The organism is Sphingopyxis sp., from assembly GCF_035686825.1.
Taxonomy (GTDB): domain Bacteria; phylum Pseudomonadota; class Alphaproteobacteria; order Sphingomonadales; family Sphingomonadaceae; genus Sphingopyxis.
Window position 1 is genome coordinate 39,817 of record NZ_DASRYZ010000001.1, and the last position, 20,458, is coordinate 60,274.

14 protein-coding genes are annotated in these 20,458 nt (G+C 63.9%); 8 read left to right on the top strand and 6 right to left on the bottom strand.

All coding sequences use genetic code 11. The annotated features are described in order from the left end of the window. Positions 1-92 precede the first annotated feature (92 nt). From VFG17_RS00165 to VFG17_RS00190, 6 genes are all read right to left on the bottom strand, one after another. A complete protein-coding gene (locus tag VFG17_RS00165) occupies positions 93-1,313 on the bottom strand; it encodes an aromatic ring-hydroxylating dioxygenase subunit alpha (protein ID WP_325027459.1) in 1,221 nt (406 codons plus the stop codon). Positions 1,314-1,749: 436 nt separating this feature from the next. Then, the gene (locus tag VFG17_RS00170; protein WP_325027460.1) at positions 1,750-3,087 is read right to left on the bottom strand and encodes a site-specific integrase; all 1,338 of its coding nucleotides are present in this window, start codon (positions 3,085-3,087) and stop codon (positions 1,750-1,752) included. Positions 3,088-3,471: 384 nt separating this feature from the next. After that, a complete protein-coding gene (gene kduI, locus VFG17_RS00175) occupies positions 3,472-4,314 on the bottom strand; it encodes a 5-dehydro-4-deoxy-D-glucuronate isomerase (RefSeq protein ID WP_325027461.1) in 843 nt (280 codons plus the stop codon). 115 nt (positions 4,315-4,429) lie between these two features. Beyond that, on the bottom strand, positions 4,430-6,586 hold the full coding sequence (locus tag VFG17_RS00180; protein ID WP_325027462.1) for a hypothetical protein: 2,157 nt from the start codon (positions 6,584-6,586) through the stop codon (positions 4,430-4,432). Positions 6,587-6,623: 37 nt separating this feature from the next. Then, complete coding sequence (locus VFG17_RS00185) at positions 6,624-9,329, bottom strand: TonB-dependent receptor (protein ID WP_325027463.1); 2,706 nt, start codon at positions 9,327-9,329, stop codon at positions 6,624-6,626. 166 nt (positions 9,330-9,495) lie between these two features. Further along, entirely contained in the window at positions 9,496-10,269 is a 774-nt protein-coding gene (locus VFG17_RS00190) for a FadR/GntR family transcriptional regulator (protein WP_325027464.1), read from the bottom strand. A 210-nt stretch (positions 10,270-10,479) separates the two neighbouring features. Between VFG17_RS00190 and VFG17_RS00195 the strand changes: the two genes are divergently transcribed. The 8 genes from VFG17_RS00195 (at position 10,480) to VFG17_RS00230 (ending at position 20,290) form a co-directional block, all read left to right on the top strand. Then, the gene (locus tag VFG17_RS00195; protein ID WP_325027465.1) at positions 10,480-11,454 is read left to right on the top strand and encodes a DUF4861 family protein; all 975 of its coding nucleotides are present in this window, start codon (positions 10,480-10,482) and stop codon (positions 11,452-11,454) included. A gap of 96 nt (positions 11,455-11,550) precedes the next feature. Next, entirely contained in the window at positions 11,551-13,035 is a 1,485-nt protein-coding gene (locus tag VFG17_RS00200; RefSeq protein ID WP_325027466.1) for a carboxylesterase/lipase family protein, read from the top strand. Between the two features lie 4 nt (positions 13,036-13,039). Continuing rightward, positions 13,040-13,813 carry an SDR family NAD(P)-dependent oxidoreductase gene (locus VFG17_RS00205; protein ID WP_325027467.1) on the top strand — a complete coding sequence of 258 codons (774 nt, stop codon included), beginning with the start codon at positions 13,040-13,042 and terminating at the stop codon, positions 13,811-13,813. A gap of 118 nt (positions 13,814-13,931) precedes the next feature. Further along, positions 13,932-16,073, top strand: coding sequence for a TonB-dependent receptor (locus VFG17_RS00210; protein ID WP_325027468.1), 2,142 nt, complete (start codon positions 13,932-13,934; stop codon positions 16,071-16,073). A 2-nt stretch (positions 16,074-16,075) separates the two neighbouring features. Then, entirely contained in the window at positions 16,076-17,479 is a 1,404-nt protein-coding gene (locus tag VFG17_RS00215) for an FAD-binding oxidoreductase (RefSeq protein WP_325027469.1), read from the top strand. Beyond that, on the top strand, positions 17,479-18,786 hold the full coding sequence (locus VFG17_RS00220) for an MFS transporter (RefSeq protein ID WP_325027470.1): 1,308 nt from the start codon (positions 17,479-17,481) through the stop codon (positions 18,784-18,786). The genes VFG17_RS00215 and VFG17_RS00220 overlap by 1 nt, the downstream gene beginning before the upstream one ends. Positions 18,787-18,836: 50 nt before the next feature. Beyond that, complete coding sequence (locus VFG17_RS00225) at positions 18,837-19,586, top strand: AraC family transcriptional regulator (protein WP_325027471.1); 750 nt, start codon at positions 18,837-18,839, stop codon at positions 19,584-19,586. A gap of 5 nt (positions 19,587-19,591) precedes the next feature. Next, entirely contained in the window at positions 19,592-20,290 is a 699-nt protein-coding gene (locus tag VFG17_RS00230) for a FadR/GntR family transcriptional regulator (RefSeq protein ID WP_325027636.1), read from the top strand. Positions 20,291-20,458: the final 168 nt, after the last annotated feature.

Sequence of the window (20,458 nt, forward strand, 5' to 3'; positions counted from 1 at the left end):
CTTACGGACGGCCCTTCGACGCGACCAGCCGGAATAGCGCGGCCGGTGTTTTCTCTGCCCGGCCGCGACTGATCAAACTCTGCGGCGCTTCATCACGCCGTCGGAACACCGTGCACTCGATTGAAATACCAATCGTGGAACAAAACGATCTGATCTTCCTCCAGCGCCAGGGGAGCGGGCTCATAGGCGCCCGACTCGATACCCTTCTGATGGCGTCCAAGCACGACATTGTCCTCCGCCATAGTCACGACATACAGATCGATCAGCTTCTTGACGTCGAGGTCCTTGCCTTCAACGGCATCCTCATTGACCAGGAAAACCATGGAGGTCTTCGTGACGGTTTCAGAGACGGGTGTGAAGAAGACCATGATCGCATAGTCATCTTGCAGGTTGATATGCGACAGCGGATTGAAATTGATATAAGTCCAACCCTTGGACCATTCTGTGATGGTCGGCATAAGGCTCGATGCGGCCGAGCCATCCTGCGTGGCCGACACCTGGTCCTTCCCGAAGGCGAACTGGATGGCTTGTTGAAGATACAGGCTTTCGGCCTCGTCATAAACCATTGGAAGCGAGCGGCCGAGCCGCGACATGCGCTCGGCATGCGACTCGCCATTTGAGTGGTCCATCGCTGCGCCCATCACTCGACCAAGGTCCTGATGTACGCTCGAAATATGGTAATTTTCCCGGTAGTTCTCGAGCGGAAGCTTCCAGTTCGTGACGATCAGATCGTCCTGCACATATACAGGTTTCGCCTTAGTTAGGCCGTATTGAGAGATGAACGGGCGGATCCGGCCTGCAAACTCCTCAAAGCTCGGCGCTTCCCCTTTTGCCAAGCAAACGAAAAGAAGACCGTCCAGATTCCCCAGATGAGCGGCTTTGAGATTCCACTCCTTCGGGTCGAAGGAGGCGTCCATCGCACGCGGCCGCTTCAGCGTTCCATCCAGCATGAAGGTCCAGCTGTGATAGGGACAGGAGAACGCCTTGGCATTGCCTTCGTTAGTCACGCAGACTGGCGAACCCCGGTGGCGACAAACATTGTAAAATGCGTGGACGTCGCCCTGCAAGTCGCGGCAAAGGATGATGCTCTCGCCATCGATTTCGAACAGTTTGAAGTCGCCATTTTTGGGAATCTGCGACTCGTGGGCTGCCATCAGCCAAAGCTTGCTCCGAAGAAATTCCATCTCTTTCCGATAGAGTTCCGGCGACGTGTAGTAATATTGAGGCAAGCTGAATTTACGCTTGTAGTCGGGAGCCGACTCGCCCACGACTGCTGCTGACAGTCTGTTCCGCTCTTGCACGTCAACCGACATGTTACTCTCCTCGCTAGTTGCTTTTCCGTTACGATCGGATATGCGCGATCGCATATCGTACGGCCAGAAGGATTCCTGTTTGTCTGCCGAAGGAGGCCGGTTTACGGTCGAAGCCAAAGCAGATGACCAACCACCGTTGTGGTAGTGTTCTCGCGTCCACGAACCAAAAGGGAGGGCCGCTAAGGACCGTTTCTGTTTCGCGGCGAAAACGTGCCGATGTCCAGGTTGGCCGAGCCAAGATTGGCAGCGACATTTGTCGTCAGGCCAATCGATGCGCCGACCGGTTGTTTCGGGTCGGAATTTGAGCGGCCAGGGCGATGACAAGCAGTTCCGCCGGGCCAAGCGCCGACAGATGGACATGTTTGCGACACCACGCCCCAGCCTTGTCACGAAAAGTTCGCGGCGTCGTTGATGCCAGCACGCGGCGAATGCTCTTCTACTCAGCCTTCTTTTCCGGCCCTTCCTGCCGCGCGATAAAATCTGCAAGCGCCGCCCTGCGGGTATCGCGATCGAGCGAATAGGCACGCTGCTTGAAGACAGCTCCGTCGAGCAGGGCTGAAATATACCCCGCGAGTGTATCCGCAGCCATTATCAGCGCGGCATCGAGCGTATGAATATATTTGCTCGTCACCGTACCCTTTGCATGACCCATGAGTGCGGCGATCGTGATCTCAGTAAATCCAAGGTCGTTGCCGATGCTCGCGAAGCTGTGACGCAAGACGTGGGGCGTGACCCCTTCAAGCTGCGAACCGCGGAATATTTCGTTCCACTGATTCGGGAGGCCGCCGAACGCAGTGTCTTCACCGCGCGGCCCTGCAAAGACATAGGTGCGATTGTCGTCCCCGGCATAGGACTCCAGAAACTCGGCTACTGGCAAACCTATTGGCCGAATGGACTTTCCCTCCTTGCTTTCGGAAAGACGCAGGCAACTCCCATCGATATCGACGTCGCTCCATTTGAGGCTGATAATCTCGCCTCGACGACAGCCCGTCAAGGCGATCTGGCGAATGATGTCGACCGTGGTCCGGAAATTTTCGTTTTCGGCCGCCGCCTTGAGCATTCGCCCCAGGATCCGATATTCGCCATCGTTGAGGCGCCGCGAGCGAACATTGTCTTTGGGCCGTTTGATGCCGTGTGCAGGGTTGCTGTCGATGACGCCGAGATCTACCGCGTATGTCAATATTCCTCCAATGAGCCCAAGCGTCCGGGCCGCCGTTCCGGGGCCTCCGCGTACATTCGCGTGGCCACGCAGCTTTTCGGTTTTGATAAAGGCTCTTGTTTTTCCGGCCATGATATCGCGCATCACCTTCGTAAGAATAGCCTTGGACAGATCCTGAACCCGTCGTGATCCCAGTAGCGGAATGACAGGCCGCTCGATGCGGCCAAGATCGATATCCACTGTCGACTTCTTCTTCGGGCGACCCCCTTTCCCAAGGATCAGCCCGTCCTTGAGATCCTGTACATATTGTTCGCATAGCTCCTTCATCGTCATCGATTTGTTGAACTCGGCTCGGTCCTCCGCTGGGTCATCCCCTTGCGCGACACGCCCGAGTTGTGTCTTCGCCTCGCGTCGCGCCGTTTCCGGGGTCCAGACTCCGTGAACTCCGATCGTGTACCCGCGGGACCGACCGCGAGATCGATACTGGATAAGGTAACTGCGCTTGCCAGTGGGGAAAATCCGGAGACCAAAGCCAGGCAGGTCATCATCCCATAGGACATAATCCTTGGCGTCTGCTATTGCAGCTTCAACGACGCGCTTCGTGAGTTTGGCCATCTTCCGTCTCCCGACTTGGCCCCGTTTCACGTAAGCACCACGTAAGCACGCGGAAGGAAATCAGGGCGAATGCAAGGGTACGACAGCGCAGAAAGACAGATCAAGATTTTCGTGTAGTTAGAGTGAGTTAGAGGTTAAAAACTTGCTCTGGCGTAGGCTGGCGCAAACATGCTAGTACGCTCTCCGAAGGCAGAGGCCAGGGGTTCGAATCCCTTCGGGTGCGCCATTTCCTTTGCATTTCAAAATCTTGCATAGCCATTGCCCTGCCTGCCAAGAGCATGGGGCAGTCGGCCTGGCGCCTCACTGCCGTCGTCATGCGGTCGGCGCGGCGGCCGGGGCCGGTCGTGCGCCATTCCCGGCAATAACCGGTCGAATCTCGATGGATCAGCGGAGCTGACAGATGTCGAGGATGTTCATGTCGTCATAGTCCTGGTTCTCGCCCGCCATGACCCAGATGAAGGCATAGGCGCTGGTCCCCACGCCCATGTGGATCGACCAGGGCGGGGAGATCACCGCCTCGCCGTCCGTCATGACGATATGACGCGTGGCCTCGCCCTGGCCCATGAAGTGCATCACGCGGCTCTGCTCGGGATCGTCGAGATCGAAGTAGAAATAGATCTCGCTCCGGCGTTCGTGCACATGCGGCGGCATCGTGTTCCACACGCTTCCCGGCTTGAGGATCGTGAGGCCCATCGCCAGCTGAGCACTGTCGCACACGCCGGGGATGACGAGCTGGTGGATCGTCCGGTCGTTGGCCGTCTCCAGGCTGCCGCGCTCGAGCATCTTGGCGTCGGCGAGCGGCAGTTTGCGCGTGTCGAAGGCGCGATGCGCGGGGGACGAGGCGAGATAGAAGCGCGCGCCGTCGCCGGAAAAGCGGACGTCTTTCGCGCCCATCGTGACATACAGGCTGTCCTTCGCGCCGAGCGCGAACATCTCGCCATCGACGCTCACCGTCCCCTCGGCGCGGCCGACATTGACGATGCCGAGTTCGCGCCGCTCGAGGAACGGGTGGCCGGCTACCGACGCCGGCTCCGATTGGTCGGGTAGTTTGACGCTTCCGCTCTCGACCAGCACGCCGCCGATCACCAACCGATCGGCATGCGTATAGTTGAGCACGCACTCGTTCGGGCGGAACAGATTCTGAATGAGATAGCGATCGCGCAGTTCGTCGTTGGAGACGCACGCCATCATGTCGGGATGGGTGGCGTAATAGGTTCGGTCGAACATGGTTTCTCCAAAGAAGGGCCGGACCGGCACGCCGGCGAGCCCGCTCCAATTCAAAAGGGCCGCGTGCAGCCGTCAGAGCGCGAAGCGCTGACGGCCGCACGGGCAGGGGGGAGGGCTATTTCGTTTTCCGGAAGACCGGCGGGGTGAACGCGCCGTTCGTCGCGACGTCCCACACCTCGATGCGCGCCCATTTTCGGCCGCTGAGGTCGACGCGTTTTTCGATCGTGCGGCTTCCGAAGGGGGCGGCGCCGGTTAGGTCGATGCGCTCGCGATAGACCTTGCTGCCGTCGCCGCTGACGATCTCGGCGAAGGCGGGCGGGAAGGTCCATTCGATCCTCGCGCGCACGGTTGCGTTCCGTCCGAAGGCGGCTTCCCCGCCGCTCTTGGCGCCGTCGATCGTGAATTCGGGGATCAGCACTTCGCCGGTGGTGGTGAAGAAGTGCCCCCCGCGCAGCGCGTCGAGCACGCTCTGCCAGCCGTCGGAATAGCGCGGCAACGGCCCGTCGAGCCGGAGGTAGTTGATGTTCATATGCGCATAGAGCTCGCTCTCGTCGGAGAGCTGGAACACGTCGACCTCGCCCGGGGTGAACTTGCGCTCGGACGGTTTCGTCGCCCAGTTGTTCATGTCGTCGAGCGTGTCGAGCACGCGCCAACCGAGGCGCGGCTGCGAATAGTCCACCGGCATATTCTTCCACGCGCCGCCCAGGAAACGGTCGCTCTTGAAGAAGGCTGTGTCCTTGTGCTTGTCGGGGAAGCCCGTCGAGCCCTTGATCCGCGGGTGCGCGGTCCACATCAGGCCCTTCTCGTCCTGCATCAGCTTCAGGACATCTTCCTGCGAGCCGACATGATAGACCTTGCCCAGCTCGGGATCATTTTCGACGAACGGCTGTCCTTCCTTGCGGTCGAGCGTCCAATAGACCGGCTTGGGGAAGAAGCTGATCCAGTGCCCGCCGAGATGAACGTTGGGCTCCTCGCCCGGGAGCAGCAGCAGCTTGTCGTCCGACAGCCGCGCGGTCTCCGCGTGCATCGTCTTGAGCAGGGTCAGCCGGTCGCCGGCGCGATCGAGCGCCTCGCGGCCGAGGTGAAGCTCGGCGAGGTGGACGATCTCGACGTTCATATCCTTGAAGCGCTTGACGAACTCGGGCGACTCGAGCCCGTCGGGCACCCCCGTCGACTGCTGGAAGCGCTGCGTGTTCAGAAAGGCTTCGGTATGCTCGACATGATAGTGGCTGGTGAAGGTGCGGTGCCCGTCGAGCGCCTTGAAGCGGTCGCCGCGGGTATAGGCGAGCGCGGCCTTGGTGGCGCTCGCCGCATCGCCGCTGTCGGGCAGCAGGAACACGCCCATGTCCTGCATCGTCCCGGGCGGCGCGTTGACCCACGGCACGTAGCGCCGATCGCCCTCGAGCGTCTGGCGCACGCCGAAGCTCGTACGGCCGTCGAGGTTGCGATAGTCATTGCCGTACCAGGCCGAATTGTCGTTGTTGGCATAGTCGAGCGGATAGTAGAATTGGTGCGGCGGCGGGACGATGCCCAGCGAACCGCCGGCGGCGCCCTCGGCGACGATCATTCGCGCGCGCACCTTGGGAGACACGGCGGGTCCCCGCGAAGCATCGCCTTCCTTGCGCACCATCGTATCGCTGGTGTCGGTGAAGGCGATCGAGCGCCACGGCAAGGCGGCGGAGGAGGCGACGCCGAGGCCGGCATCGAAGGTGTAGGCGGTGGCCTCGCGCGCGGTCGACATCACCATCGCGGCGCGGACGAGCCGCGAGCCCGGATAGATGGTGAATTCATAGGTGCCCGAGAAGGGCCCGGCGGCGGCGCCGCCGACGATCACCTTGGTATTGCCACCCTCCGCGCGCACGCTGATGTCGCTGCGCGCCAGCGTGAGCGGGAAGCTTTCGAACGGACGCTTGCGGGGGTTGTCGAAGAAGATCGTCCAGCCCTGTTTGAGGTCGCGCGTGCCGACGGTGACGACGCCGGCGGGATCGACGCCGCCGAGCACCGGCTTGCCGGCGATCGAGACCGCCTCGATCAGCGGCTTGCCCGGGTCGAGCGACAGGGTGAGCTGCGCGCGCTCACCCTGCGCCGATGGCCAGTCGATCGTCACCTTATCCTGCGTCCGCGTGGCGCGCACGCCGCCGGGCAATGCCTTGCCGGGCTGGTTGAGAACCGTGGCCGCCGTCTGCGCGTGCGCCGCGCCCGCGAGGGCGAAGCTGCCGGCGGCCAAAGCCGTCGCCAGCCCGAGCGCCGCGAACATCCGTTTTCTGTTCAAGTCATCCTCCTTTTTGTTCCGGCATTCACGTTCAGGCTCAGAAGTTGAAGCGGACCCCGAGCGAATAGGTCGTGTCGTCATTCCGCACTTCGCGGACGAAATCCTCGCGCGATTCGAAGTTGCGCGTCTTCTGCCCCGTGATGTTCGTGCCCGCGAGGCTGACGGTGATGCCCGGCGCCACGTCGTAGTTCAGGCCGAAGTCGAGCCGTCCGGCGGCGCGGATGCCGTTGAGCCCCACCGGGATCGAAACCGGCCGCAGCGAAAGGCCATTGGTGATGTCGCCGTCGAAATATTGCGAGCGATAGGTGTAGATCATCCGCGCCGAAATGCCGTATTTCTCGTAAATCAGGCCGATGTTGTAATTATATTTGGAAACGCCGAGCAGCGGCAGGCCCTGAAGCCGGTCGCCGGGGGTCGTCACCTCGCTGTCGATGACGGTGAAATTTCCCATTACGCCCGCGCCATCGAGACCCTCCGGAAGGAAATCGAGGAACAGCTGGCCGCCGACTTCGACGCCCTTGATCTTGGCCGAACCCAGATTGCGGGGGGTCGAGATCACATATTGCAGACCGTCGATCGTCCGGACCTCGGTCCCGTTGATGATCCGATCCGTGATGTCGCGGTAGAAGGCGACCGCCGAGACATAATTGCTGCGACCGAAATAATATTCGAGCGACGCATCGAAGCTGTCGGCCTTTTGCGGCCGCAGGTCGGGGTTGCCGCCCGACCCCGAATTCTGGATCGTGTTGACGTAGGATACGACATAGCTGAGGCCCGGATTGAGCTGGCCGAAGCTGGGCCGCGAAAGCGTCTTCGAGTAATTGAAGCGCGACTGGAGGCCGCCGCCGAACTGGATGCGCGCGCTGGCGTTGGGCAGCAGGTCGGTGTCGCTGGTCGAGCGCCGGACGAGTACGACGCGCGATGTGCCCGTCACCGGATCGGTCACCCGGCCCGAACCCGCGATGTTGCGATCGGTGCGGGTCAGGCGGGCGCCGACCATCCCGTCGATCGAAATCGTATCGGTCAGCGCTATATCGTAACCCGCTTGCAGGAAGCCGGCATAGCTTTTTTCCTGCGCGTCATAGTCGCGCGTCGGATCGAATCCCGGCGTGTCGGGAGAGATGCCGTACAGCGTCCTGAGCTGCCGCTTGATCGATTCCTGCGTCAGATATTCGGGGTCGAGCTGCAGGAAGGAGGCGCCGTCGTTCATCTGCGGAACGCCGGGGGCCTGCGAAAGAATATCGCTGGGGAGACCCGCACCGTCGAGCGGCGTCACGAACGAGCCGCCCGGCGCCGGCGGGCCGCCGAGATACTGCTCGAATCCCGCCTTGCGCTTCGCAACGCGAACGCCGCCCTGAATATAGTCGAGCAAACCGGAGTCGAAGTCGTATTTCGCGTCGCTCATGACCGCCCACAACGTGCCCCGGCTGCGGTTGATATTTTCGCTCATGCCGTTGGCGAACGCCAGGCCTTCGGGGTCATTCATCGGATTGCCGGGCATCGTCGCCCGAACCTCGTGATCGACGTCGCGGACCAGGACCAGTTCGTCGATGCGCTTGCCTATGTCGACGCGGAAACTGTCGTTCCGGTTGGTCGAGGATTCATAGGAGATGTCGGTATTCCAGGTGAGCGCGCCGATCTCCTTGTTGAAGCCGGTGGCGATCACATAGATGTCGGTGCTCGACTTGTTCGCGACGGTCGCGGTGTAATATTCGATATTGCGCGCCGTATAGCCGGTCGCGTTGCAGAGCTCGCGGATCGTACCCGTACCCGTCGGATTGTCCGGGCCGCGCACATTTCCCGAATAATAGCCGTCGGGGCCGACCGCGAAATCCTCGCAGGTGTCGCCGGCGGTCGCCTCAAGCGACGTGCCGGTGAAGGCGCGGAAGGTCGGGCGCGCCTGGAAGACGTCGCCGCGATAGCCCGCGAACAGGCCCTCGAGATAGATTGTCGTGTCGCTGTCCGGCGCCCATTCGAGCGAGAAATTCGCCTGCGGGCGCTCGTAATGGCCGAACTCGATCGCGGCGGCGAAGCCGGTGGGCGCGTGCAAATTCTGCGGCGATCCGGCCGGCCCCGCGCTGGTCGCGCGCGTCCAGTCGTTCCACGCGACCGGCCGGGCATATTCGTTGCGCTGATAGGAAATACCGACCATCGCCGCTATCTCGCCCTCACCGGCGGACCAGCGATTGGCGACGAGCAGGCTCAGCGCCGGATTGATCGTGTTCTTCGAACCCGCTTCCTGAAGATAGGTCGCGCGCGCGCTGCCCGCGATGGTCAGGTCCTTGAAGTCGAGCGCACGGCGCAGGCGCAGATTCACGCCGCCCGCCACGCCGCCTTCGAGCCGCTCGGCCGAGCTGGACTTGTAAACGTCAACCCCCGCCAGCGCTTCGGCCGGGAGGTCCTGAAACGAGAAGCCGCGACCGACGCCGGTAAAAATCTCGCGCCCGTTGAGCGTGGTGACAATGTCGTCAAGGCCGCGGATACGCGCGCCGACGATCTCGTTATTGCCGCCGACGACGACCTGCACGCCCGGCACGCGCTGGAGCGCCGAGGCGGTGGTCAGGTCGGGAAGCTTGCCGATATCCTCGGCGACGATCGAATCGACCACGGCGGTCGACTCGCGCTTGATCTCGGCAGCGCGCGAAAGGCTCTGGCGGATGCCGGTGACGACGATGTCGCCCGACGTGTCCTGCCCTTCACCCGCGGCCGGATCGGCGGCTGGCGCGGTTTGCGCAATTGCCATGGGCGCACCCGTTACGAGTGCGATCAGCGCCACGGAGGCGCGAAGACTGACCTTCAATGGACCTCTCCCTATAAGACATCATACAAGTTTGACAGATTGATCTTATTATTCTGCCGGACGTAATTCGGTGCCTGAGTTCTCCCGCAGGTCTGTCTTTTGGTCTGGTTCAGCCGGTCGGGCTCGAGGACGACATGAAGTCGTGCAGTTCGCGGTGCCGCTTGAGGCTGCCGCTCATATGCGTTCGCGCCGCCACCCGCGCGGCGTCGGGGTCGCGGTGGATGATGGCATCGAGGATCGCCTCATGCTCGGCGCTGATCACCGCCTTGTAGCTGTCGCCGATATAGGCCTGGCCCTGCCGCAGATAGAGCGAGCGCGGCGGAACGAGGCGGACGCCGAGGAAATCTATCAGCTTGGCGTAATAGGTGTTCTTGCTCGCGCGGGCGATGGCGTTGTGGAACTCGACATCGGCCTTGACCGAATCTTCGAGGCCGACCGCGGCCTCACCAAGTATCCTGATCTGCTGGCGCATGTTCATCACATCGACCTCTGTGCGCCGTTCGGCGGCCAGCGCCGCCATCTCGGTTTCGACGCAGAGCCTGAGTTCGAGCAGCTGGATCACGTCGCTGAGATTCTCGACCTCGTCGCGCGTGATCTGGAACGCCTGGTAACGCGCGGTCTCGCTGACGAAGAGCCCTTTTCCCTGACGAGCCTCGACCAGGCCCGCCGCCGCGAGACGCGCGATCGCTTCGCGAATCACCGTTCGGCTCACGCCCAGCACATCGACGAATTCGGCCTCGGTAGGGAGCTGGGCGCCGGGCCGGTGCACGCCCGACATGATGCTGGTGCGGATATGCTCGCACGCGGCATCGACGAGGGACGGCCGCCGCTTGCGAAGCGCCAGCCTGTCGTCATGCACAGCGTCGGTGCCGCCCTGCCTCACGCGCCCATCCTCCCGTTGCCGGCACATAATGCACCATACCCGCTTGAGTGTAGCGATTATAAGTCATATGACAACTTAAATAATTTCATTTCATTTTAAAAATTTGATCCATCAAGTCCACGAGCCATATCCGCAAGGGTGCCGCACTGTCGCACAGCGTGACATAAGGCGGGTTCGGCGCCCGATCGGATCGCTGCCAGGGAGAGAGATATGACGCGGATTTCGACCATCTGGAAAAAGGGGCGCGCCCCGGCGACAATGGTGTTCTTGCTTGCGGTGGCCCCGGCGATACCCGCGGCGACACAAGAGGCCGAGGCGCCGGCCATGCCGGCGGTCGCGGGGGCGCTCCCGCCGCCGCCTGACCGGCAAGCTCAAGCCGCGGTGGTCCGCGCCGATTATCGCTACGACGATCTGCTTTGGGAGAATGATCGTACCGCGCACCGGATTTACGGCCACGCGCTCGAAGCGGCGGAACCGCCCTCGGGCTCGGGAATCGATTCGTGGGGCAAGAATGTGCGCTGGCCCTTCGCCGATCGCCAGCTGCGCAGCGGCGATCAGCACAGCTATCGCGGCGAAGGTCTCGACTTCTACAATGTCGGTTCGACGCGTGGCGCCGGCGGGCTCGGCATCTGGCACGACAACAAGTTGTGGACGTCGCGCAATTATGTCGGCCACCGTATTCTGTCCGCAAATGGGCAGGCCGCCGATTTCACCGTCGATTATGCGCCCTGGCCGGTCGATGTGGATCGCAAGGTCTGGGAGACGCGCCGCTTCACGCTTCCGCTCGGCACGCATTTCACCCGCATGGTCTCGACCATCTCGTCCGACAGCGACGAGCCGCTGCTCGTCGGGATCGGCATCGGCAAGCGGACCACGGGGCCGGGCGCCGGCGAACTGACGGTCGACCGGGCGAAAGGGCTGCTCTCGTGGTGGGGGCCCGCGAACGATGACCATGGCCGGATGGCGATCGCGATCCGGGTCGATCCCGCGATGATCGCCGAGATACGCGCCGACGCCGACAATCAGCTCGTCCTGCTGCGCGTCGTGCCCGGCAAGCCGTTCGTCTATTTTTCGGGCTCGGCCTGGGACAAGGGGCAAGGCGGCTTTCGCACGCGGCAGTCCTGGGATGCCTATGCGGCCGGCGAAAAGCTGGACTTCCGGGTCCCGAAAGGGCGGACGCCATAGAGGCATCGTGCGCGAGGTCGCGCGGCATATTTCTTTCGCCGCCGGGCACATTGACGATCGTGGGATGCTGACGGGCGGGCGTGATAAGCCGGCATAATGGTCGACGAACAATATAGCGCTGCGATCGAGATCGAAAGCGGGGCGATCCGCGGATGCGCCATCGGCTCCGTGATACGGTATCTTGGCGTTCCGTACGCTGCGCCGCCAACCCGCTTCGAATTGCCGGAATCGCCTCCCTCGTGGACGGGGGTACGCGATATGGAGTGCCCCGGTCCCGCGGCGCCACACCGGATCAGACCCTTTCCGATGATCGACCCGTCGCCGCTCGTCGGCCATGGGAGCGAAGGAAGCGACGGCGATTATCTCCGCCTCAATGTGTGGGCGCCGAAGGATGCCAAGGCCGCGCCCGTGATGATCTTCATCCACGGCGGCGGCTTCGTCGGCGGCTGCAAGGACGCGTCGGTCCACGACGGCAGTGCCTTTGCCGCGTCGGGCATCGTCTGCGTCGCGATCAACTACCGCATGGGCATCGACGGCTTTCTGCCCGTTCCAGGCGCTCCGACCAACCTTGGTCTTCGCGACATGCTCTTCGCGCTCGCATGGGTGCAGCGCAATATCGCGGCTTTCGGTGGCGATCCGGCAAATGTCACCGCTTTCGGTGAAAGCGCGGGCGCGATGGCTATCGCCGACCTCGTGACCTCGCCGTTTGCCAAGGGCCTGTTTCGCCGCGCGATCATTCAGAGCGGTCATGGCGCGATGGTGCGCGAGATCGATGTGGCGCAGCGGCTGGTGAAGAAGCTCGCGAAAATCCTCCGGGTGAGCCCCGACGCCGACGGCTTCCGCACCGTCTCGCACGCCGCGGCGATGGACGCGCTCGACAAGGTCGGAAAGCCATGGGCGCTTGATCTGCGCGACGGTGAGGGGCGCGAGCCGGTCTACGGAATCAGCCGCTTCATTCCCGTCTTTGGGGACGACGTGCTGCCCGAAAAGCCGCTCGATGCGCTGCGCAAGGGCGCCGGACGCGACGTGGAGATTCTCATCGGCACCAATTCGGAGGAGATGAACCTCTATTTCGTGCCGACGGGCGTGCGCGACAAGATCGGCGGACTCTTCGCGCGCTGGCTGCTCGGCCGCTCGCATCCGCAGGCGAAGGCGGTGCTCAGGGCCTATGGCTATCAGCAAAAGGGGGTACGCCCGGGTGAGGCGATGACCGACGCGATGAACGACCTCGTCTTTCGCTGGCCCGCGCGCCAATATGCCGAAGCGCACCAAGGCAAGACATGGATGTACGAGTTCGACTGGCGCTCGCCCGCGTGCGACGGCGAGCTTGGCGCGTGCCACGGGATCGAGATGCCGTTCGTGTTCAAAACACTGCCGAGCGTCACCGGGCCGCGGGGGCTTGCGGGGCTCGACCCGCCGCAGGCGCTCGCCGACGCGGTGCATGATTTGTGGGCGGGCTTCGCGCGAACCGGCACGATGCCCTGGCCCGAGATCGGCGACTACCGGATGGTCTATCAGGTGACGCGCGGCGAGGCGCTGCACGAGCCGGTGATGCCCGCCGCCGCCTTCGTACCGGAGTAGCCCAATGTATCTCGACAAGCTGCGCCTCGACGGGCGTACCGCCTTCGTCACGGGCGGCGCGCAGGGCATCGGTTTCGCGGCCGCCGAGGCGCTCGCCGAAGCCGGCGCGAAGGTGACGATTGCCGACAGGAATCGGGCAGCGCTCGACCGCGCGGTTACCGATCTCGCCGCGAAGGGCTATGCCGTCTTCGCGGAGGTGCTCGACGTCACCGACAGTGCCGCGGTCGATGCCGCCGCCACCGCGATGCTCACGCGCAATGGCCGGATCGATATTCTCGTCAACAACGCGGGGATCGCGCGCAGCGAGACCGCGGCCGAGGATGTCGCCGACGAGCATTGGCTGAACGTCATCGACGTCAATCTCAACGGAAGCTTCTGGTGCGCGCGCGCCTTCGGACGCCATATGCTCGCGGCTGGGCAGGGCAGCATCGTCAACGTCGGGTCGATGTCGGGCTTTATCGTGAACCGGCCGCAGCCGCAAAGCTATTACAACGCATCGAAGGCCGCGGTGCACCAGCTTACCAAGAGCCTCGCCGCCGAATGGGCGGGGAGGGGCGTGCGGGTCAATGCGGTCGCGCCGACCTATATCGCGACGCCGCTCAACATCTTTGCCGACAAACAGGGCGAAATGTATCGCCGCTGGATCGACGGAACGCCGCAGGCGCGGCTCGGTGAGCCCGAGGAGGTGGCGTCGGTAATCCTCTTCCTGGCGTCGGACATGGCGAGCTTGATGACGGGCAGCGTCGTCTTGGCGGACGGCGGATATAGCTGTTGGTGAGGACGCCCGGCAAAGCCCGACTGCGGATCGGCATAATCGCCATACCTTTCATATAGGTCCAAAAGCTGTCAGATAGGTTTCCACGGGCGGCCGAGACCGCCGTTTTTGGGGATGCCTGATGACCAAGTTCCGATTTGCCGCCGTTTCGACGCTTGTGCTCGCCGCCGCATTGGGCGCGACGCCCGTCTTTGCGCAGGATAGCGCGGCGACCCCCGCCGCTATCGAAGGCGAAGACGACGGCGCTATCGTCGTAACCGCGCGCAAGCGCGAAGAAACGCTGAACGACGTGCCGATCGCCGCCACCGCGATCACCGGCGACACGCTGATCGCGCGCGGAATCAATTCGGTGCGTGAGGCCGCGGTGCTGTCGCCGGGGCTCAACATCAACAGCGACGGCACCGGCCGCGCCTTCGTCTCGATCCGCGGTGTCGGGGTGACGCTCGTGCAGTCGGTGCAGCCGGGCGTCGGCCTGTTCATCGACGGCATCTATCAGCCGAACACCGCCTATCTCAATAACCCGCTGCTCGACGTCGAGCGCATCGAGGTGCTGCGCGGGCCGCAGGGCACGCTCTATGGCAAGAACACGATGGGTGGCGCGATCAACGTCATCACCCGCCAGCCGGGCAATGATTTCGAAGTGCGCGCGAACGCGAGCTATGCCGGTCCCGACGATGCCTGGATGGTGTCGGGGTCGGTTTCGGGCCCGATCGTCACCGACAAGGTGGCGCTTCGCGTTGCCGCTGCGCACCGCGAGCAGCGAGGTTTCCTGCGCAACAGCGTGATCGGCGGTAGCGCCAACCCGTTCAACACCGATTCTATCAACGCGACGCTGCGCGTAACGCCGTCCGAGGATTTCACGCTGACGATCAAGGGCTATTATGACTGGGTCGACGGAGTGAACACGCCCTATTCGCGCGTCACCGGGCCGAAGGATTATTCGCGCATCGTTCAGTTCAACACGCTGAATGCCGTGTCTTACAAATATCGCGGGATTAATGTGCGCGCCGAAGGCGATCTGGGCGGCGGGTCGAAACTCAGCGTCATCGGCGCCTATGACACGCGCAACGGCTTTACACCCGACGGCGAGGGCGATTTCGGGCCTGCCGATATCGTCCGAACGGTCGCCCGCGACAGCCTGCGCACGATGACGCTCGAATCGCGGCTCGACAGCGAATGGTCGGATCAGATTTCGACCTTGTTCGGCGTCTTCTACAGCAACGAGATGGTGCAGGCACAGGCGCGCGATACCATCTCGCTCGTCCACCCGGTGCTTGGTCCGATCAGCATCGTCCGCAACACGCGCGCAAAAAATGTCGCCGACACCTACGCCGCCTTCGGCACTGTCTTCTGGAAACCGAACCTCGACTGGGAAGTCGCGCTCGGGCTGCGTTACGATCATGAAGACCGCGTCGCCAACGGGTCGGTATCGGGCGCGATCGTGCCCACCGCGCGGATCAAGTCGAACGAGTGGCAGCCCAAGCTGTCGGTTACGCGCAAATGGACCCCCGACCTAATGACCTATGTGTCAGTTGCGCGCGGCTATCGCGGCGGCGGGTTCAACGCGCCGACCGCGCCGACCCGCACCTATCGCGGCGACTCTGCCTGGACCTATGAAGCGGGCGCCAAATATTCCTCCCCGGGATTCAACCTGTCGGGCAGCGTCTTCTATAGCGATTACAAGGACTATATCGGATTGAACTCGATCGCTCCGGCGGCGGGCGGCGGGCTTGTGACGGTCGATCTCAACACCGGTGACGTCGAAAGCTATGGCGTCGAACTCGAAGCGATGGTGCGCCCGGTCCGGGCTTGGACGCTGCGCGGCGGGCTGACGTGGATGCATGCGCGCATCACCGACGACAGCGCCTATACCGCGACGACCGGCCGCCGGCTCTCGTCCGATCGGCTGACCTTCCAGCCCGACTGGACCGCGAGCTTCGCCAGCGACTATCGGATCGAGACCGGCGGCGACAGCGACGTGACGCTGAGCGCGGGCCTCGTCGGCAAGGGCAAGCGCCTCGCCGCGACGCTCAACGAGACGACGCCGACCTTCCTCGACAGCTATTGGCTGACCAACGCGTCGATCGCGTACCGCACCGGCCCCGTCGAGGTCGCGCTGTTCGCGAACAACATCTTCAACACCGAATATTTCGAAAGCTATATCGAGAAGACGACGCTGGCGCTCGCGGGGCTGCCGGCCTCCGACCTCGGCATCACCGGCGACCGCCGCCGTTACGGCGTGCGCGCGAGCCTGAAATTCTGACCATGGCGGGCACGGCGCATCCGGGGGAACGCAAGCCGCTCCCCGCCAGTCTGTTAGGGGCGCTCGAGGAACGGTTCGGCGACCGTTTCCAGCGGGGCGATGCGGTGCTCGGGCAGCACGGATCGAGCGAGACCCATTTCGCGCCCGTGCTGCCCGACGCCGTCGTCTTCGCCAAATCGACCGACGATGTCGTCGCGTTGGTGACGCTCTGCGCGGCCGCCGATATTCCGATCGTGCCCTTTGGCGCGGGCACGTCGATCGAGGGCAACGCGCTCGCGGTCCACGGCGGCATCTCGCTCGACATGAGTTTGATGGATCGGGTCATCGCGGTGAATGCCGAGGATTTCGACTGCGTCGTCCAGCCCGGCGTGCGCCGCGAGGAACTCAACGTGCATCTGCGCGATCAGGGGCTGTTCTTTCCGATCGACCCCGGCGCCAATGCGACGATCGGCGGCATGGCGTCTACCCGCGCATCGGGGACCAATGCCGTGCGCTATGGCACGATGAAGGACGCCGTACTCAGCCTCGAGATAGTGACGCCGCAGGGCGAGGTGATCCGCACCGCGCGCCGCGCGCGCAAATCGGCGGCGGGATATGACTTGACGCGGCTCTATGTCGGATCCGAAGGAACGCTCGGCATCATCACCGAGGTGACGCTTCGCCTGCATCCGGTGCCCGACACGATTTCGGCGGCGGTGTGCAGTTTCGATACGCTGGGCGGCGCGGTCGATACCGTCGTCCAGTCGATTCAATGCGCGGTGCCGCTGGCGCGTGTCGAGATACTCGACGCGAAGCAAATGATCGCGGTCAACCGCTGGTCCAAGCTCGATTATCCCGAGGCACCGACGCTTTTCTTCGAATTCCACGGCAGCGCAGCCAATGTGGCCGAACAGGTCGAAATGGTAAAGTCGCTCGCCGAAGCCAATGGCGGCAGCGCCTTCAACTGGTCGAACCTGCCCGAGGAGCGCACCAAGCTGTGGCGCGCGCGGCACGAGGCCTATTATGCCGCGGTCAATATGCGCGCCGGCGCGATCGGCTGGGCGACCGACGTGTGCGTGCCGATGAGCCGGCTCGCCGAATGCATCGCCGAAACGCATGTCGATCTTGATGCGGCGAGCGTTCCCGCGACGATCCTCGGCCATGTCGGCGACGGCAATTTCCATGTCATCTTCTCGATCGATCCCGATGCGCCGGAAGAAATGACCGAGGTCGAGGCGATCAATGCCCGGCTCGTCGAACGCGCGCTCGCGATGGACGGCACCTGTACCGGCGAGCACGGCATCGGCATCGGCAAGCAGGACTGGCTCGTCGCCGAACTCGGCGGAGCGGTCGAGCAGATGCGAATGATCAAGCGCGCGCTCGATCCGCAGAATCTGCTGAACCCCGGCAAGATTTTCGCGCTGTGATGGCGACCCACGCCGAACCGCTCGCCGTACCGACGCAGCGCCTGACCGCGCCCGCGACGCTCGTCCCGCTGCTGCTGCTCGCGCTGGTGACGACGATGGGCTTCACCGCGCTCGGCAGCTTCGGCACGATCCAGGAAAGCGCCAAGGCCGAACTGGCGCTCAGCGACGATGCGCTCGCGCTGATCCAGGGGCTCGGCGCCGCGGTGCCGATGGTGCTTTTTTCCATCCCGATCGGTATCCTCGTCGATCGTCGGAATCGCGTGCGGCTGACGATCGGCCTCGCGCTCCTCTGGACCCTCGGCACCTTGCTCACCGCCTTCGCGCCGAGCGCGGAGTTGCTCACCGCGGCGCGCATGCTCGTCGGGATCGGGTCGACCGGCTCGCTCACCGCCGCGCTCTCGCTCTGCGCCGATTATTGCGCGCCCGAACAACGCGGCCGCGCGATGCTGATCGTCAATCTGGGGAAAGCGCTCGGCGTCGCGCTCGGCTTTGCGTTGACGGGCTGGCTGTTCGGCCTGCTCGCCGATTTTTCGGCGCCCGGCTGGCTCGCCGGTCTCGCGCCCTGGCGCGGCGCGCATGTGCTGCTCGCAGCGATCAGCGCGCTCTGCCTGCTTCCCTTGCTGTTCCTGCGCGAACCCGTGCGGCGCGAGGTCGAGGCGAGTCCCGACGCGCCCTTCCGCATCGTCGCCGCCGAACTCTGGGCGCGCCGCGCTTTCCTCGGCCCGCTCTTCGCCGGGCAGGTCGCGGTTGTGATGGCCGATGTCGCGGCGACCGTCTGGGTCGCACCCGTGCTGTCGCGCGATTTCGGACTCCAGCCGCAGCAATTCGCCGGCTGGGTCGGCGCATTGATGTTCGGCACCGGCGTCGCGGGTGCGGTGCTTGGCGGGCTTTCGGCCGATATGGGGCAGCGCAGCCGCCGCCGCGGCGGCATTCTTCTGGGCGCGGTCATCGCGGCGGGGGTGGGGGTTCCCGCGGCAATGTTCCCGCTGATGCCGAGCGTGGCCGGACTTGCGGTTGCATTGGGCGTCATGTCGCTCTGCGGCGCCGTTACCGGCCTCGTGGTGTCGGTCGCGCTCACCGTGCTGCTCCCCAACGAACTGCGCGGCCTCTGCATCGGCGCCTTCATCGCGATCGCGGGGCTGATCGGCTTCGGGCTCGCGCCGTGGGTGGTGACGCGCGTCAGCGCGTTGTTGGGTGGCGAGGCGATGCTGGCGGAGGCACTCGCGCTCGTCGGGGTTATCGTCAGTGCGCTCTCCTTCTTCGCCTTCCTCCTGGCGATGCGCCGCGCACCCCAACCTGTAAGATAGCTATTGTGAAAGCTATCATATAGGTTTAGGACGGCGATAGGGAGAGAATCATGCCGCCCAAGCATCCTGTCATCGTGTCACCCGAAATGACGACTTACGTTGGCCGCGGTTCGTGCGACCGGCTGCTGTTGCCGCCCGACGCATTGCTGCTCGGCTTCGGCGATATCGGCGAGCCCGTCGTCCGCACGCTGGCCTTTCGCGAGCTGGAGAATGAGGAGCACCTGCTCGTTTTCGCGGTCTCGCGCTGTGCGTGCCGCCGCCTGTTCGGCGATCTGCCCGATCCCGATGCGCGTTGGTATCTTCCGTCGGACCTTCGCGCGCTCGGACAGTCGATCGTCGCGCCCGACAGCGACGAAGGCGCCACCGATACGCTGCGCCTCGCCCGCAGCATCGAACTTCTCTGTCAGTTTTTCGCTGCGCTGCGCGCCGGACGGCTTGTCCCGGTCGAGGGGCAGCCGAGCCTTACCGAAAGCGACATCGCGCGGATCGCCGCCGCGCGGCGGATCGTCGACACCCGCTGGCAAGAGAAATTGACGATCGACGATATCGCGAAAAGCTGCGGCATCAATCGCGACAAGCTCACCCGCGGCTTCCGCGAACTCTATCAATGCAGCGTCGCCGAGGCGCTGAGCGAGCGACGGCTGCGCCAGGCGCGGCAGATGCTCGCAGCGAGCGACTTGCCGGTGGCGAGCATTGGATACCGTTGCGGCTATCTCAACAATGCCAGCTTCACGCGCGCCTTTTCGCGTCGTTTCGGTATGGCGCCGACCGCGATGCGCCGCGTTGGAGTCGCTGCGTGAGCGGGATGATAGACCCCGGCGTCCGCGGCTCGCTCGTCGAGCGCGCGGTTGAATCGGTGCGCGACTTCATCCGCGTCAACGACCTCAAGGTCGGCGACACGCTGCCTGGCGAAGGCAGTTTCGCGCAGCAGCTAGGCGTCAGCCGCCCGGTGATGCGCGAGGCGTTCGGCGCGCTCGCGGCGCTCCGCCTGGTCGACGTCGGAAATGGCCGAAAGCCCCGCGTCGGCGCGATCGACGGATCGGTAATGGCCGCCTCGATGGGCCATGCTGTCAACACCGCACAGGTCAGCCTCGCCGACGTGTGGGAGGTCCGCCGCACGCTCGAACTGCGAACCGCCGAGCTCGCCGCAATCAATCGCACCGACGAACAGGCGCGCGCAATCCTCGCTGCTGCGCACGGCCTGTCGGTCGGGCATGACGAGGCGGCGCGGACCGCGGCCGACACCGTCTTTCACCAGACGATCGCCGAGGCGAGCGGCAATCAGCTTTTTTACCAGATCGTCCGTTCGTTCGAGCAGTTGATGGCGGTCGCGATCCCGCGTGCCTGGGCGGGGCGCACGACTCACGAGGAGCGCGACGAAACGCTCGCGCTTCACCGCGAGGTCGCCGAGGCGATCGCCGATCGCGATCCCGCGCGCGCGCGCGCCGCGATGGAAAGCCATTTCAACAATTCGATCGGCGAGATGCTCAAGGATCAATTCTGATCGGCGCGGCCGTGCTCGCTGCGTAAACCTTCACCTCCCGGCGTCGACGCCGGTCTTTTTTCCACTGAACCCAAGAAAAGCAGACTGTCTGGAGCCTGCCAGAGTTCGCTTATGGTCGTGGATATAAGGTCGAGCGCCGATCGTAACGGCCCGAGTCAAGACAGGGAC

Bases quoted from the DNA above. Each gene is read 5' to 3' on its own strand.
- VFG17_RS00165 (WP_325027459.1), bottom strand. From the start codon at position 1,313: ATGTCGGTTGACGTGCAAGAGCGGAACAGACTGTCAGCAGCAGTCGTG.
- VFG17_RS00170 (WP_325027460.1), bottom strand. From the start codon at position 3,087: ATGGCCAAACTCACGAAGCGCGTCGTTGAAGCTGCAATAGCAGACGCC.
- kduI (WP_325027461.1), bottom strand. From the start codon at position 4,314: ATGTTCGACCGAACCTATTACGCCACCCATCCCGACATGATGGCGTGC.
- VFG17_RS00185 (WP_325027463.1), bottom strand. From the start codon at position 9,329: ATGGCAATTGCGCAAACCGCGCCAGCCGCCGATCCGGCCGCGGGTGAA.
- VFG17_RS00195 (WP_325027465.1), top strand. From the start codon at position 10,480: ATGACGCGGATTTCGACCATCTGGAAAAAGGGGCGCGCCCCGGCGACA.
- VFG17_RS00200 (WP_325027466.1), top strand. From the start codon at position 11,551: ATGGTCGACGAACAATATAGCGCTGCGATCGAGATCGAAAGCGGGGCG.
- VFG17_RS00205 (WP_325027467.1), top strand. From the start codon at position 13,040: ATGTATCTCGACAAGCTGCGCCTCGACGGGCGTACCGCCTTCGTCACG.
- VFG17_RS00210 (WP_325027468.1), top strand. From the start codon at position 13,932: ATGACCAAGTTCCGATTTGCCGCCGTTTCGACGCTTGTGCTCGCCGCC.
- VFG17_RS00215 (WP_325027469.1), top strand. From the start codon at position 16,076: ATGGCGGGCACGGCGCATCCGGGGGAACGCAAGCCGCTCCCCGCCAGT.
- VFG17_RS00220 (WP_325027470.1), top strand. From the start codon at position 17,479: ATGGCGACCCACGCCGAACCGCTCGCCGTACCGACGCAGCGCCTGACC.
- VFG17_RS00225 (WP_325027471.1), top strand. From the start codon at position 18,837: ATGCCGCCCAAGCATCCTGTCATCGTGTCACCCGAAATGACGACTTAC.
- VFG17_RS00230 (WP_325027636.1), top strand. From the start codon at position 19,592: ATGATAGACCCCGGCGTCCGCGGCTCGCTCGTCGAGCGCGCGGTTGAA.